This window comes from Mycobacterium malmoense, from assembly GCF_019645855.1.
In the GTDB taxonomy this organism is placed as follows: domain Bacteria; phylum Actinomycetota; class Actinomycetes; order Mycobacteriales; family Mycobacteriaceae; genus Mycobacterium; species Mycobacterium malmoense.
This window is the reverse complement of record NZ_CP080999.1, coordinates 421,160-433,610: the sequence shown is the minus strand read 5'-3', so window position 1 is coordinate 433,610 and position 12,451 is coordinate 421,160. Positions and strand designations below refer to the sequence as shown.

Below are 12,451 nucleotides of genomic sequence, written 5' to 3'. Positions count from 1 at the left end.
GTGGCCGGTGGCGGTCACCGACCTGTTTGCGCGGCGCGCGACCCTGAGCCGCTCGGTGCGGCTGCTGTCGGAGTTCCGCCACGAGCGGTCGGATCCGGCGCGGTTCTACCGCTTCCTGGCCGCCGACACCGCCGCCATGGTCGGCGACCTGTGGCTGGCGGCCCGCGGAGGCCCCCCTTCCGGGTGCACGCTGCTCGACGTCGGCGGCGGGCCGGGGTATTTCGCGTCGGCCTTTTCCGATGCCGGCATCCGGTATATCGGCGTGGAACCCGACCCTAACGAAATGCATGCCGCCGGAACGGCTTTCGAGCGCGATCCGGGCGCGTTCGTCCGGGCGTCGGGCATGGCGCTGCCCTTCGCCGACGACTCGGTGGACATCTGCCTGTCGTCCAATGTCGCCGAACACGTGCCGCGGCCCTGGCGGCTCGGCGCCGAGATGCTGCGGGTGACCAGGCCGGGCGGGCTGGCCGTGCTGTCCTACACCGTGTGGCTGGGCCCGTTCGGCGGCCACGAGATGGGCCTGACCCACTACCTCGGCGGGGAGCGCGCCGCCGCCCGGTATGCCCGCAAACACGGCCATCCGGCGAAAAACAACTACGGGTCGTCGTTGTTCGCGGTGTCCGCCGCCGACGGTCTGACCTGGGCCGCCAGCACCGGCGCCTTGGTTGCCGCATTTCCTCGCTACCACCCCCGATGGGCGTGGTGGCTGACGTCGGTGCCGGTCCTGCGGGAGTTCCTGGTGAGCAATCTGGTGCTGGTGCTCCGAGCGCGATGAAACATGTTCTCGTTTTGCTTCGGCTTGGGTAGGGTGGCGCCATAGCCGCCGGCGACGATGCAGTGCGGAGCGATGAGGAGGAGCGGCGCGTATGCCCGACAGCCAGACGACCGAATACGACAAACTTTTCATTGGCGGCAAGTGGACGGAACCGTCGACCCCCGAGGTCATCGAGGTGCACTGTCCGGCCACCGGCGAGTACGTCGGCAAGGTGCCGCTGGCGGCCGCGGCCGACGTCGACGCGGCGGTCGCCGCGGCGCGCGCCGCGTTCGACAGCGGCCCGTGGCCATCGACGCCGCCGAACCAGCGCGCGGCCGTCCTCGCCGCGGCGGCCAAGCTGATGGAGGACCGCAAGGACCACTTCGCCAAGCTGCTCGCCGACGAGACCGGCCAGCCGCCCATGACCATCGAGACGATGCACTGGATGGGCACGATGGGGGCAATGAACTTCTTCGCCGGCCCAGCCGTCGACCAGGTCAAGTGGCGGGAGATCCGCAACGGGTCCTATGGGCAGACCATCGTCCATCGTGAGCCGATCGGCGTGGTCGGCGCGATCGTGGCCTGGAACGTGCCGCTGTTCCTGGCGGTCAACAAGCTGGGCCCGGCGCTGCTGGCCGGCTGCACGGTGGTGCTCAAGCCGGCCGCCGAAACACCTTTGACCGCAAACGCTTTGGCGGAGGTGTTCGCTGAGGCGGGCCTGCCCGAGGGCGTGCTGTCGGTGGTACCCGGCGGGGTGGAGACCGGCCAGGCGCTGACGTCCAACCCGGGAGTCGACCTGTTCACCTTCACCGGCAGCTCGGCCGTCGGCAAGGAGATCGGCAAGCGCGCCGCGGAGCTGCTCAAGCCGTGCACCTTGGAGCTCGGCGGCAAATCGGCGGCCATCGTCCTCGACGATGTCGACCTGGCCGCCGCGATCCCGATGCTGGTGTTCTCCGGGATCATGAACACCGGGCAGGCCTGTGTGGGACAGACCCGTATCCTGGCGCCGCGCTCGCGCTACGACGAAATCGTCGATGCGGTAAGCGCTTTCGTGCAGGCGCTGCCGGTCGGCCCGCCGTCGGACCCGGCCGCCCAGATCGGGTCGCTGATCAGCGAGAAGCAGCGCGCCCGCGTCGAGGGCTACATCGCCAAGGGCGTCGAGGAGGGCGCGCGGCTGGTGTGCGGCGGCGGCCGGCCCGAGGGCCTGGACGACGGATTCTTCGTGCAGCCCACGGTGTTCGCCGACGTCGACAACAAGATGACGATCGCCCAGGAGGAGATCTTCGGGCCGGTGCTGTCCATCATCGGTTACGACACCGAGGAGGACGCGATCAAGATCGCCAACGACTCGGAGTACGGCCTGGCCGGCAGCGTGTGGACCACCAACGTGCCGCGCGGCATCGAGATCTCGGAGAAGATCCGCACCGGGACGTACGCGATCAACTGGTACGCGTTCGACCCGTGCTGCCCGTTCGGCGGCTACAAGAACTCCGGGATCGGTCGCGAGAACGGGCCGGAGGGCGTCGAGCACTTCACGCAGCAGAAGAGCGTGCTGATGCCGATGGGCTACACCGTCGAGTGACCCACCGTCGAGCGTCACGCTGTCGTGACGTTCGGCGTCGAGCGTCACGCTGCCGTGACGTTCGCGGAAACTAGCGGCCCACAAACCGCGCCTGCCGGCGCTCGACGAATGATCGCGTGCCCTCGGCGGCGTCTTCGCTGGCGAACAAGGCGGTCACGTCGGGCCGCAGCCGCTCGATCGCGGCCGCCTCGCCGTGTTGGCGAGCCAGGTGGGCTGAGGCCAGCGTGGCTCGCACGCCCAGCGGCGCGGCGCGCTCGGCGATGGTGCGCGCGATCTCGCGCCCCCGGGCCAGAGCCGCCGCGGCGTCGTCGGCCACCTCCTGGACCAGCCCGATGCGGTGCGCCTCGGCGGCGTCGAACTCGTCCCCGGTCAACAGCCAGCGCATGGCGTTGCCCCAGCCGGCCTCGCGGGGAAGCCGGATCGTCGCGCCGCCGAAGGGAAAGATCCCGCGTTGCACTTCGAGCTGCGTGAACCGGGTCCCGGCGGCCGCGATGCGGACGTCGGCGGCCAGCAGCAACTCGATGCCCAGCGTCATGCACCAGCCCTGCGCGACGGCGACCAGCGGGGTGCTCCACGGGCCGTCGAGGCGCCAGGGGTCGCGGCCGTCGTCCGGAAACGCCAACTCCCCGGTCGCGATGGCGGGACCGACGTCGACGAGGTCCAGGCCGCCGGTGAAGTGGTCGCCGTGCGCGAACAGCACGCCGGCCCGCACCGAGGCGTCGGATTCCAGCAGCGCATAGGCGCGGGAGAGGTCGGCGAGCATCGCCCGGTCGAACGCGTTGCGCTTGTGCGGGCGGTTCAGGCCGATCAGCAGGACGTGCCCGTCGCGCTCGAGGGACACGGTGTCCAGGGTCGGCAGCCCGGGCGGGGAAATGTCGGAAGGAGCCATCGGCACAGTGAACTCCAAACCCTAGGTGTTATGCAATAGGGCATAAACTGCCGCGTTACGTTCCCCACGATTGGGACGCTTGACACCACGCGCTCGGCCATTCCTGGTGCTGCCGGCCTTGCATAGGGAATAAAACTTGCTTACTCGACTGATGTTTCATATGCTTTCTTGCATAATCATGGGCCGCCGGCCCCGACGCATGAGTGCAGCACATAGGCCGGGAGAAAAACATGTGGATCATCGAGCTCAACGTCGTCGGCTACCAATTCACCCGCGAGGTGCCCGACTTGAAGCGCTTCCGCTTCCGCGCTCGTAATATGCACTGGCCGGTACTGCGGCATTCGCACGCCGCATGACGCTAGCCACGGAAGGTACTGCCGTGCCGATTACCGCCGACGCCAAGGACGCCGCTCCGGCGAAGCGCTGCGACACCCGGAAAAAGATGCTGGTCAGCGCCGCCCAGGTGATGCGTGAGCGCGGGGCGGCCGGGGTGACCATCGACGAGGTGCTCGCCCGCAGCGGCGCGCCACGGGGCTCGGTGTACTACCACTTTCCCGACGGGCGCAATCAGATCCTGGCCGAGGCGCTGCGGTATTCGGGTGATTCCATCACCGCGATGATCGACGACGCCGCCGGCTGGGGCGCCAGGGCCCTGCTGCGCGAGTTCGTCGAGTTCTGGGAACGGCTGCTGACCGAGGGCGACTTCAACGCCGGCTGCCCCGTGGTTGCCGCGGCGATCGGCTCGGACGACGACCCCAAGCTCTCCGGCGAGGCCGGCGCGATCCTGGGCCGCTGGTGTACCGCGCTGACCCGGGCGTTCGTCAACGACGGCTTCGGCGACGCCGATGCCGCGTCGCTCGCGATGATGTCGATCGCCGCCCTGGAAGGCGGCATCGTCCTGTCTCGCTCGACTCGCAGCATCGACCCGCTGCGTCAGGTTGGTGATCAGCTCGAATTCCTCATCAAGGCAAGGGAATTCGTCGTCCGCAATAAGATCGGGCAGTAAGCGTCAGTCGCTGGCCGGCAGCGGCTTGACCTCTTTGAGCCGCAGCGGGGTCGCGCCGACGCTCAGGCTCCCCGCACCGGGCTTGGTTACCAGCACCTCGGCGCCGGTTTCGTCGACGTAGCGTTTGCCCATCACGGTGCCGTCGGAAAACGCCGGGTCCGGCTCGCCCGAACGCTCGGCGCCGATCGGCACCATCGGCGCGCCACCGCAGCGCAGGTCGTCGAGGCTGTCGGCGCTTCGGACCACAATGACCTGGGTGTCGCACACCTGGCTGGCGAGGCGGGTTCCGTTCTTGATCATGCGTGCAGTCCTTCTAAATCTTCGATGATCTCCCGGCGAAGCACCTTGCCGGTGGGTGTGGTCGGCAGCTCGTCGCGAAACACTACCCGGTCGGGCGTACGTGACCCGCGCAAGCTCTTGCGGACGTGTTCCCGGAGTTCCTCGGGATCGGGATCGACGCCCGCGGCCGGCACCACCACGGCGACGATCGCCTGGCCCCACTGCGGATCGTCGACGCCGACCACGGCGACATCGCGGACATGGGAGTGCTCGATGAGCACCTCCTCCAGCTCGGCGGGCGCGATGTTCTCGCCGCCGCGGATGATAGTGTCGTCGCTGCGTCCGCCGATGAACAGGTAGCCGTCCTCGTCGAGCATGGCGATGTCTTTGGTTGGGAACCAACCATTTTCGTCGAGCACCGAGCCGATCCCGGTGTAGCGGCCGGACACCTGCTCGCCGCGCACGAACAGCTCACCGCTTTCGCCCGGCCCGAGCACGGCGCCGCGCTCGTCGCGGACCTGCACCTCGATGCTGGGCACCGGCCGCCCGACCGATCCCAGCCGCTTCACGACGTGGGGTTCGGACGCCGACTGCGCCTCGCGGTGGTCGTCGGGGGTCAGCACGGCGATCGTCGAACTCGTCTCGGTCAGGCCGTAGGCGTTGACGAAGCCCACGTGTGGCAACAGTTCGAGCGCCCGGCGGACCAGCGGCAGGCCGACCTTCGAGCCGCCGTAGGCCAGGCTGCGCAGCGACGGTAGCTGATGGCCGCCGGTCTCCAGCACGGTGACGATGCGGTCCAGCATGGTGGGCACGACCGTCGCCGTGGTCACGTTCTCGGCGTTGACCAGCCGCACCCATTCCTGGGCGTCGAAGTTGGGCAGGTAGACCATTTTTCGCCCGGCGTACAGGTTCGACAGCGCGGCGCTGACCCCGGCGATGTGGTAGGGCGGCACGCAGATCAGCGCGGCGTCGCTCGCGTCGGCCGACCCGAATTCCACGGTGCCGGTGACGTAGCTGGTCAGATTGTTGTGCGAGAGCTCGACGGCCTTGGGCTGCGACGTGGTGCCCGACGTGAACAGCACGATCGCAACGGAATCGGGGTCGGGGAATGCAGGAACCTCGGCGGCCGGCTCGCTGCCGCGGGCCGCCGCCAAGAACTCATCGGAGGCCATCACCCGGGCGGACTTGTCCCCGAGCATGTCCCGGTAGCGGTCGTCGACGATCACCAGCGGTTCGGGCAGTCGCTCGATCAGCGATTGGAGCCCCTCCGCGGACAGCCGGTAATTGAGCGGGGTGATAGGCAGCCCGGCGCGCGCGGCCGCGAAGATCAGAGTCGGCAGCATCGCCCCTCCGGTGCCGATGTAGGCCACGTGCTTGACTCCCGAACCCGCGATAATCCCCGCGCCGCCGTCGGCGAGGTCGCTGAGCTGCTGCGTCGTCAGCCGCGTGGAACCGGAGACGAGGGCCGTGCGCTCGGGGTTGCTCGACGCGGCCATCTCCAGGAGCAACGAAATGCTCATCCACGACCCCTTTGCGTCTTTACAAAACTGCTCAATAGTGTAATCCAGCCTCCCGCGGGCGTTAATGACTCTGCGCTGACCAGGGGCCCTACTCGCACCTTTCCCTGGTGGACGCAGGATCAAATTCGAAAGCTCAGGTGCCGGTCCAGCGCGGTGGGCGCTTCTCGGCGAACGCGATCGCGCCCTCCCTGGCGTCGTTCGAGGAGAACACCGGCATCAGGATCTTCGACTGCTCGGCGAACCTGGCCTCGGGGCTCCACCCGCGGGATTCCACGATGATGCGTTTGGTGGCGGCGACGGCCAGCGGGCCGTTGGCGGTGATCTTTTCGGCCAGCTCGATCGCGGCCTGAAGCGCCTGCCCGGGCTCGGCGAGCACGTTGACCATGCCCAGGGCGTGGGCCCGCTCGGCGCTAAAGTTCTCCCCCGTCAGCGCCAGCTCCATGGCGATGGCGTAGGGGATGCGCTCGGGCAGCCGCAGCAGTCCGCCGCCGCCGGCGACCAGGCCACGCTTGACCTCGGGGATGCCGAACGCCGAGTCTTTCGACGCCACGATCAGGTCGGTGGCCAACGCCAGCTCGGTGCCGCCGGCCAGGGCGAATCCCTCCACCGCAGCGATCAGCGGCTTGACCGGTGGGCGCTCGGTGAAGCCCATGCCGCGGCCCTCGACGATGGGAACCTCGCCGCGGGCAAACGCCTTGAGGTCCATGCCGGCGCAGAACGAGCCACCCGCGCCGGTCAGGATGCCCACCGAGAGACCCTGGTCCTCGTCGAGCCGGTCCATCGCATCGGCCAGGCCTCGCGCCACCGCGGCGTTGACCGCGTTCTTGGCCCTCGGCCGGTTGATGGTGATGATCAGGATGCGATCCCGTTGTTCGACGAGAACTTCCGGTTCGTTGGCCTCGTCGCTCCCAGTGCTCATAAGGCACGATGGTAACGGCCGATTAGAACGCCATTGACACCAGGCGAGAGTGCCGTTTCCGCGGCCGGACGGCTCAGGCGGGTGCCATCGCGGTCTCGATGACGGTGAGCTCTTCGGGAAGCCCTGCGGCCCTGCGGATTTCGATGAAGTCGGCGACCATGGCGTCGGTCACCTCGTGCGGATCCTTGAGGGTGGCGCCGTCGGAGAGCACCGAGATGTTGAGCTGGTCGACGTAGCTCCACACGGTGATGTTGAGGCCGCTGCCGGCGGTCAGCGGCCCCACCGAATAGATCTCGGTGACCAGCGCGCCGCCGACCCGGCCGCGTTCGCGCGGACCCGGAACGTTGGAGATGTTCAGGTTGAGGATCTTGTTCTGCCCGTCACGGCCGGACGCCCACCGGAAAAAGGCTTGGGTAGGACCGGGCGGCATGTACGCCGCCCAGCGGCTGACCAGCTCCGGGCCCATCAGCTGGTGACTTTCCTTGGCGGAGATGGCATTAACGTGGCAGGCTTGCACCCGCTCGAGGGGGTCGTCGAGGTCCGCGGGCAGCGCTACCAGCATTCCGCTGAAGCGGTTCCCGGAGATGCGCTCCGGCGAGAAGTCGAAACTGACCGGTACCGACGCGAGCAGGGGATCGGCCGCGCCGTCGTAGCGTAAGAGCAAGGTGCGCAGCGCGCCGGTCGACATGGCAAGGACCATGTCGTTGATCGTCGCCCCGAGCCGCTTGCCGGTCTCCTTGACGTCGGCGAGCGCCAGTGTGGCGGTGGCGAACCGGCGTTCGGCGGTGATCTTGTGGTTCATGAAGGTCGGCGGTGGCTCGAAGGGCCGGGTCAGTTCCGGGGACAGCTTGCGCGAGCTGCGGCGGACCTTGTCCAGCCCCTGCGCCGTGTAGCGGATCGTCGCCGGGATTCGCGCGACGTGGCGCAGGTGATCCGCGAAGGCCGAACTCATCAGCTGCCGCGTGGTGGGAGCCGGGTCGGAGACGTACGGACCGCCCTCCGGGCCGGGCTGCAGGTCCATGCCGCGGGCCATCAGGTTCGCCGAGGCGACGCCGTCGGCGAGCGCGTGGTGGATCTTGCCGACCACCGCGATCCGGTGGTTGGCCAGGCCCTCGACGAAGTACATCTCCCACAACGGACGACCACGGTCCAGCGGCGTGCTGGCGATCCGCCCGATCGCCTCGTCCAGCTCGCGACGACCGCCGGGCGCGGGCAGCCGCCATGGGCGGACGTGGTAGTCGAGGTCGACCTCGCAGTGCTCCCGCCACATCGGATGGTGGAGGTTGAACGGGATCTCGACGAGCTGGTAGCAGAAGGGCTCGAGCTTGTTCAGCCGGCCGGCGATGACTTGGCGAAACGCGTCGATATCGAAGTCACGCCTGCCCGGAGCCAACTCGATCACGGCGACTTTGATGGTGTGCATGTGCACGTTCGGCGTCTCGCTGTACAGCAGTACCGCGTCCCAGCCGCTCAGCCGTTTCACCGCTGCCCCTTACCCATAGGGGGACCATACTCAGGGCGCGAGCTCAGATAACCTCTTTCGCCCCGATCCGTGACTTGGTGCGATAGACCTGGTTGAGGAAGAGCGACGCCGCATGCGCCGCCACCCCGGCCCGCTCGCCGTCGACGAGGTCGTACCCGTGGCCCGCGCCGGGCAACTCCAGGTAGCCGACCGTCGAATGCGACACCGCCTTTAACCGCTCGACGAAGCCGCGGGCCTGCTCGACGGGGATGACGCTGTCCTTGCTGCCGTGAATCACCAGGAACGGCGGGGCATTCCGATGCACGCGGGCGATCGGCGACGCGTCGCGGAACACCTCGGGGTGACGGGCGATCTTGCGTTTGACCACCACTCGCTCGAGGAAGTCGACGAACCGGACGCGCTCGGGCGTGGAACGGTCCTGCCAGTCGTAGCGGCCGTAGAGCCCGACCACCGCATCGACCGAACTGTCGGCGCCCTCCGGCAGCTCCGCCCGGTGTGCCGGGTCGTCGGGGGTCAGTCCGGCCAGCGCGGACAGGTGTCCGCCGGCCGAACACCCCGCTATAGCAACGAAATTGCGGTCGCCGCCGAACCTGTCGACGTTGGCCCGCGCCCACGCGATGGCGGTCTTGACGTCGGTGATGTGGCGCGGCCAGCGGTGGTGCGGCGCGACTCGGTAGTCGATCGCCAGGCACACCCATCCCTGCTCGGCCAGCCGGGACATCAGCGCGGACCCCTGGCCCATCGACCTGCCATGTATCCAGGCGCCGCCCGGGACGAAGATCAGGACCGGCGCGGGTTGCGCGGGCAGATCCTTGCGGCGCCAGACCTCGAGCACCTGCGCCGGGCTGTTCCCGTAGTGGACGCCACGGCGATAGAGGTAGCGGCGCTGACGCAGCGCGTCCCAGATCGGCGGCGTCTTTTCCACCGTCGGCCACTCGGTGTCGAGATCCGCGGCCGACACCACGCCGCGCAGGGCCGCGAGGGTGACCTCGTAGGTGGTCTCCCGATCGCGGCGGCGCACGTCGTTGATGCCCGGCGTCAGCCAATCCTTCGTCATCGCGGAGAGGGTTTGCGGGGCCTGCCGGGTGCCCCAGACGCCCATCGCGGTCATGCCGCCCAGCGGCTCGAGGTGCTTGCCCACCAGCGGCAGCGAAGCGCCCGCGGCGCTCAAGGCCAGCGCGTAATCGGCGGGACGAGCCCGCAGAAGCCATCTCACGCAGGGCGTCATGAGGGGTCCCCTCGCAGTCATGCAGCGGAGCGTACCCCGCGCCGTTCGGGGAAAACTGACGATTGCGTTAAAGGGCGCGCCGCGGCGCGAAAGCTCGTCGCGACCGAAGTTGGCTGCCAGGAGCGCTCGCGGTGTACGGGTGCCTATTTGCGTTTGCCCCGTGAGCGGTGGCGCGAGCAGACGCGGAATCGCACGATTTCGCGCGAAATCGTGCGATTCCGCGTCTGCTCGCCGGGCTTATGCGCGGGTCGCCGACGCGCGACGGCGAGCCGGGTGGCGTAGCTGAGCGCGCTGGCCGCGAACATCGCCGCGGTGAGCAGCAGCCATCTGCCCAGGAACGGCTGTTGGGTTTGCCCGGTGGCCGCCTGGTAGGTCGGCCCGCCCTGTTCGATGATGCCGGGCAGGAAAATCAGCAGCGTCAGTCCGGCGCCCAGGAAAGGCACCCGAATGTGGTTGCGGGCGCTGATGTTTGTGTGACTTAAACGGTCTGCGGCGGTTCGCCGGGGGATCCGCGCGAACAGCGCGCGGTCTGCCAGCGCGTAAAGCGGGAAGAGCAGCAGGTCGTGGCCGATGACGGCGGCGGCCAACCAGACGGCGATCGACTGCCACCAGGCACCAGGGTTCCACAGCGTTGCCGGCTTGAAGGTGGCGAGGATGTAGCCGAACAGGGCGAAACCGGACAGCATCGTCAGCAGGTGCAATGGGCGAGATCCGTAGATCCCGCTGAAACATGTTGGTAATAAAGACATCTCAGCTCGGCTCGAACTCGATGGACGAAACCCATTTGGTGTTGTGCACGCCGGGCAGCGCCGGAACGATGATCCGCGCCGGATAGCCGTGATCCGGCGACAAGTCGGCGCCGTTGACCCGCAACGCCAGCAAGGCGTCGGGGTCGCCAATCTGGTTGGCCTGCAACGTCGCCGCACCGAATGCGCCGCCCCGTTGCAGCGATGCCACGCGCGCCGCGCGTGGTGCCGGCACGCCCGCGATCCGGGCCAACTCGGCCAGCCGCACCCCGCTCCAGGTCTGCACCGTCGACCATCCCTCGACGCAGGCGATCGGCAGCCGCGCGGTGGTTTGCGGCATGGCGACCAGCGCGGCGCGGTCGAGCACCACCTCCGCGGGGCCGCCCCCCAGGGTCAACCGCCAACTGGCGCCGATATTTTCGGGTGTGATCCCCGCGGCGATCGCGGTCTTGTTGACCGGGAAATCGCCTTTGGAATCACGAAGGCCTCGACCGCGCGGCAGCAGCAGGGCGGCGCCGCGGGCGGCCCCGCCGAGGGTTTGGCCCGCGGTCAGCGCGCCGATGAGCAACGCGCCGGAGCCGACCAGGGCCAGGGCGCCGCGCCGGCTCATCGTCGGTTCGGCCGGATCGACGGACGCCAGCCCGTCGGGATCGGGTGGTTGCGGACGGGTATGGGCACGGTTGGTGCGCACCACTTCTCGCAGCGGCAGCGACCGCAGCCCGGTGATCATGCGCGGCACCTTGACCGCGATGTGCATCAGAAAGCCGGCGATGAAGACCCAGGCCCCGAAATAGTGGCCGGTGTAGAAGCTGAACCCGAAGACGTAGTCGTACTGGATGTTGAGCACCCCGGTGACGATTTCGAATAGCGCCCCTCCGACCAGCATCAGCAACGAAAGCCGTTCCAGCACTTGGGCGATCGAGCGGGCCGGCGGCCACACGAACAGCCGCGGGATCACCGACCACAGCTTGGCCAGCACCACCGGGACGATCACTAGCCCCAGCCCCACGTGCAGGCCCTGGGTCAGCCGGTACAGCCACGACGGCCGGGTGGGCCAGGTGAAGGTGGGCAGGTGCAGCCAGCCGACGTCACCGGGGATCGCCTGGCCGAGCTGCGGCGCGTAGGCGATGTAGGACAGCAGCCCAGTAATGGTGACGAGCGGCAGCGTCACCAACAGCACCAACCCGAACACCGACGTCAACCACGGGCCGCGCAGTGGGCTGCGAAACCGGGCCAGCCGCCGCACGCCCGGCGGTGGATGCCGGTCGAGCGCCCGCCACAGCTTGGCGGGAAAGCCATGGCCGCTCACCGGGGCTTCACAGCGCCGCCAGGCTGGCAATCACCCGGCCGCCGATCAGGCGGACACCGGTCAGCGTCAGACCCACTTGCGCGGCCAGCGTGGCGGCGCTGTCCACGCCGACCGACGCCCAGCGGAACCACGGCCCGACTTCGCGGGCCGACTCCAGACGCACCCATCGCGCCCGGATACCGATGACCCCGCTGTCGAACTCGGCAATGCAACGCCCACCGCGGCCCAGCAGTTCGGCGGCGCGCCCCAGAATCCGCCGCGGGTCTCCCCCAAGGCCGACGTTGCCGTCGACCAGCAAAACCGTCTGCCAAATGCCCATTCCGGGCAACGGCTCGAACACGTCGCCCAGCAGCGCCGGCGCGCCGCCGCGACCCGCCAGGCGGATGGCGGTCGCGGAGCGATCGATGCCAAGCGCGGGTATGCCCCGCCGAATCAGCCGCGCGACCAACCGCCCAGGCCCGCATCCCAGCTCGATCGCCGGCCCGGTGCACATCTGCGCGACGGCTTCGTCGAAGACCTCGTCGAAGCCCTCACCGGGCTCATCATCGGGACGTCGGGCGCCCAACCAACGGTGGGCGGGCAGCGGCCGAACCTCGCCGTCCTCGTGACGAACCCAGCAACGCTCGCCGTCCAGCGCCCGGTCGTACAGATGGCCCAGCATTTCACGCCTCTCGCATCGTGACCGACCAGGCGGACCGGACGCGCCTCGGCCCCCGCTGGGGACGTCGCAACGAAG

At 68.8% G+C, this 12,451-nt stretch carries 13 protein-coding genes; 4 read left to right on the top strand and 9 right to left on the bottom strand.

Annotated features, from left to right (window positions below):
• Positions 1–7: 7 nt before the first annotated feature.
• On the top strand, positions 8–775 hold the full coding sequence (locus K3U93_RS02005) for a class I SAM-dependent methyltransferase (protein WP_071511420.1): 768 nt from the start codon (positions 8–10) through the stop codon (positions 773–775).
• Between the two features lie 91 nt (positions 776–866).
• Positions 867–2,336, top strand: coding sequence for an aldehyde dehydrogenase (locus tag K3U93_RS02000; protein ID WP_083010663.1), 1,470 nt, complete (start codon positions 867–869; stop codon positions 2,334–2,336).
• A gap of 70 nt (positions 2,337–2,406) precedes the next feature.
• Here the strand turns inward: K3U93_RS02000 and K3U93_RS01995 are convergent, their stop codons facing one another.
• Positions 2,407–3,225 (bottom strand): crotonase/enoyl-CoA hydratase family protein, encoded by an 819-nt coding sequence (locus K3U93_RS01995; RefSeq protein ID WP_139796953.1) that lies wholly within the window; start codon positions 3,223–3,225, stop codon positions 2,407–2,409.
• A 230-nt stretch (positions 3,226–3,455) separates the two neighbouring features.
• Here K3U93_RS01995 and K3U93_RS25155 point away from each other — a divergent pair, with 230 nt between their 5' ends.
• Positions 3,456–3,581, top strand: a complete 126-nt coding sequence (locus K3U93_RS25155; RefSeq protein ID WP_254893605.1) for a hypothetical protein — start codon at positions 3,456–3,458, stop codon at positions 3,579–3,581.
• A gap of 86 nt (positions 3,582–3,667) precedes the next feature.
• Positions 3,668–4,231 (top strand): TetR/AcrR family transcriptional regulator, encoded by a 564-nt coding sequence (locus tag K3U93_RS01990; protein ID WP_071511418.1) that lies wholly within the window; start codon positions 3,668–3,670, stop codon positions 4,229–4,231.
• Positions 4,232–4,234: 3 nt separating this feature from the next.
• Here K3U93_RS01990 and K3U93_RS01985 read toward each other — a convergent pair whose 3' ends face one another.
• The 8 genes from K3U93_RS01985 to K3U93_RS01950 all read right to left on the bottom strand — a co-directional run bounded on the left by K3U93_RS01985 (position 4,235) and on the right by K3U93_RS01950 (position 12,376).
• The gene (locus tag K3U93_RS01985) at positions 4,235–4,531 is read right to left on the bottom strand and encodes a hypothetical protein (RefSeq protein WP_071511403.1); all 297 of its coding nucleotides are present in this window, start codon (positions 4,529–4,531) and stop codon (positions 4,235–4,237) included.
• Positions 4,528–6,030, bottom strand: a complete 1,503-nt coding sequence (locus tag K3U93_RS01980) for a class I adenylate-forming enzyme family protein (RefSeq protein WP_083010665.1) — start codon at positions 6,028–6,030, stop codon at positions 4,528–4,530. The genes K3U93_RS01985 and K3U93_RS01980 overlap by 4 nt, the downstream gene beginning before the upstream one ends.
• A 133-nt stretch (positions 6,031–6,163) precedes the next feature.
• Positions 6,164–6,949: a crotonase/enoyl-CoA hydratase family protein gene (locus K3U93_RS01975; RefSeq protein ID WP_083010666.1), complete on the bottom strand. Its 786-nt coding sequence runs from the start codon at positions 6,947–6,949 to the stop codon at positions 6,164–6,166.
• Between the two features lie 73 nt (positions 6,950–7,022).
• On the bottom strand, positions 7,023–8,432 hold the full coding sequence (locus K3U93_RS01970) for a WS/DGAT/MGAT family O-acyltransferase (RefSeq protein WP_071511400.1): 1,410 nt from the start codon (positions 8,430–8,432) through the stop codon (positions 7,023–7,025).
• Positions 8,433–8,475: 43 nt separating this feature from the next.
• Positions 8,476–9,681, bottom strand: a complete 1,206-nt coding sequence (locus K3U93_RS01965) for an alpha/beta hydrolase (RefSeq protein WP_083010714.1) — start codon at positions 9,679–9,681, stop codon at positions 8,476–8,478.
• Positions 9,682–9,803: 122 nt separating this feature from the next.
• Positions 9,804–10,409 carry a hypothetical protein gene (locus K3U93_RS01960; protein WP_230981561.1) on the bottom strand — a complete coding sequence of 202 codons (606 nt, stop codon included), beginning with the start codon at positions 10,407–10,409 and terminating at the stop codon, positions 9,804–9,806.
• Position 10,410: 1 nt separating this feature from the next.
• Entirely contained in the window at positions 10,411–11,745 is a 1,335-nt protein-coding gene (locus K3U93_RS01955; RefSeq protein ID WP_083010667.1) for a molybdopterin-dependent oxidoreductase, read from the bottom strand.
• A complete protein-coding gene (locus tag K3U93_RS01950) occupies positions 11,723–12,376 on the bottom strand; it encodes a class I SAM-dependent methyltransferase (protein WP_083010668.1) in 654 nt (217 codons plus the stop codon). Before K3U93_RS01950 ends, K3U93_RS01955 begins: the two co-directional genes overlap by 23 nt.
• Positions 12,377–12,451: the final 75 nt, after the last annotated feature.

Bases quoted from the DNA above. Each gene is read 5' to 3' on its own strand.
- K3U93_RS01950 (WP_083010668.1), bottom strand. From the start codon at position 12,376: ATGCTGGGCCATCTGTACGACCGGGCGCTGGACGGCGAGCGTTGCTGG.
- K3U93_RS01965 (WP_083010714.1), bottom strand. From the start codon at position 9,681: ATGACTGCGAGGGGACCCCTCATGACGCCCTGCGTGAGATGGCTTCTG.
- K3U93_RS01975 (WP_083010666.1), bottom strand. From the start codon at position 6,949: ATGAGCACTGGGAGCGACGAGGCCAACGAACCGGAAGTTCTCGTCGAA.
- K3U93_RS25155 (WP_254893605.1), top strand. From the start codon at position 3,456: ATGTGGATCATCGAGCTCAACGTCGTCGGCTACCAATTCACCCGCGAG.
- K3U93_RS02000 (WP_083010663.1), top strand. From the start codon at position 867: ATGCCCGACAGCCAGACGACCGAATACGACAAACTTTTCATTGGCGGC.
- K3U93_RS01960 (WP_230981561.1), bottom strand. From the start codon at position 10,409: ATGTCTTTATTACCAACATGTTTCAGCGGGATCTACGGATCTCGCCCA.
- K3U93_RS01995 (WP_139796953.1), bottom strand. From the start codon at position 3,225: ATGGCTCCTTCCGACATTTCCCCGCCCGGGCTGCCGACCCTGGACACC.
- K3U93_RS01990 (WP_071511418.1), top strand. From the start codon at position 3,668: ATGCTGGTCAGCGCCGCCCAGGTGATGCGTGAGCGCGGGGCGGCCGGG.
- K3U93_RS01980 (WP_083010665.1), bottom strand. From the start codon at position 6,030: ATGAGCATTTCGTTGCTCCTGGAGATGGCCGCGTCGAGCAACCCCGAG.
- K3U93_RS01985 (WP_071511403.1), bottom strand. From the start codon at position 4,531: ATGATCAAGAACGGAACCCGCCTCGCCAGCCAGGTGTGCGACACCCAG.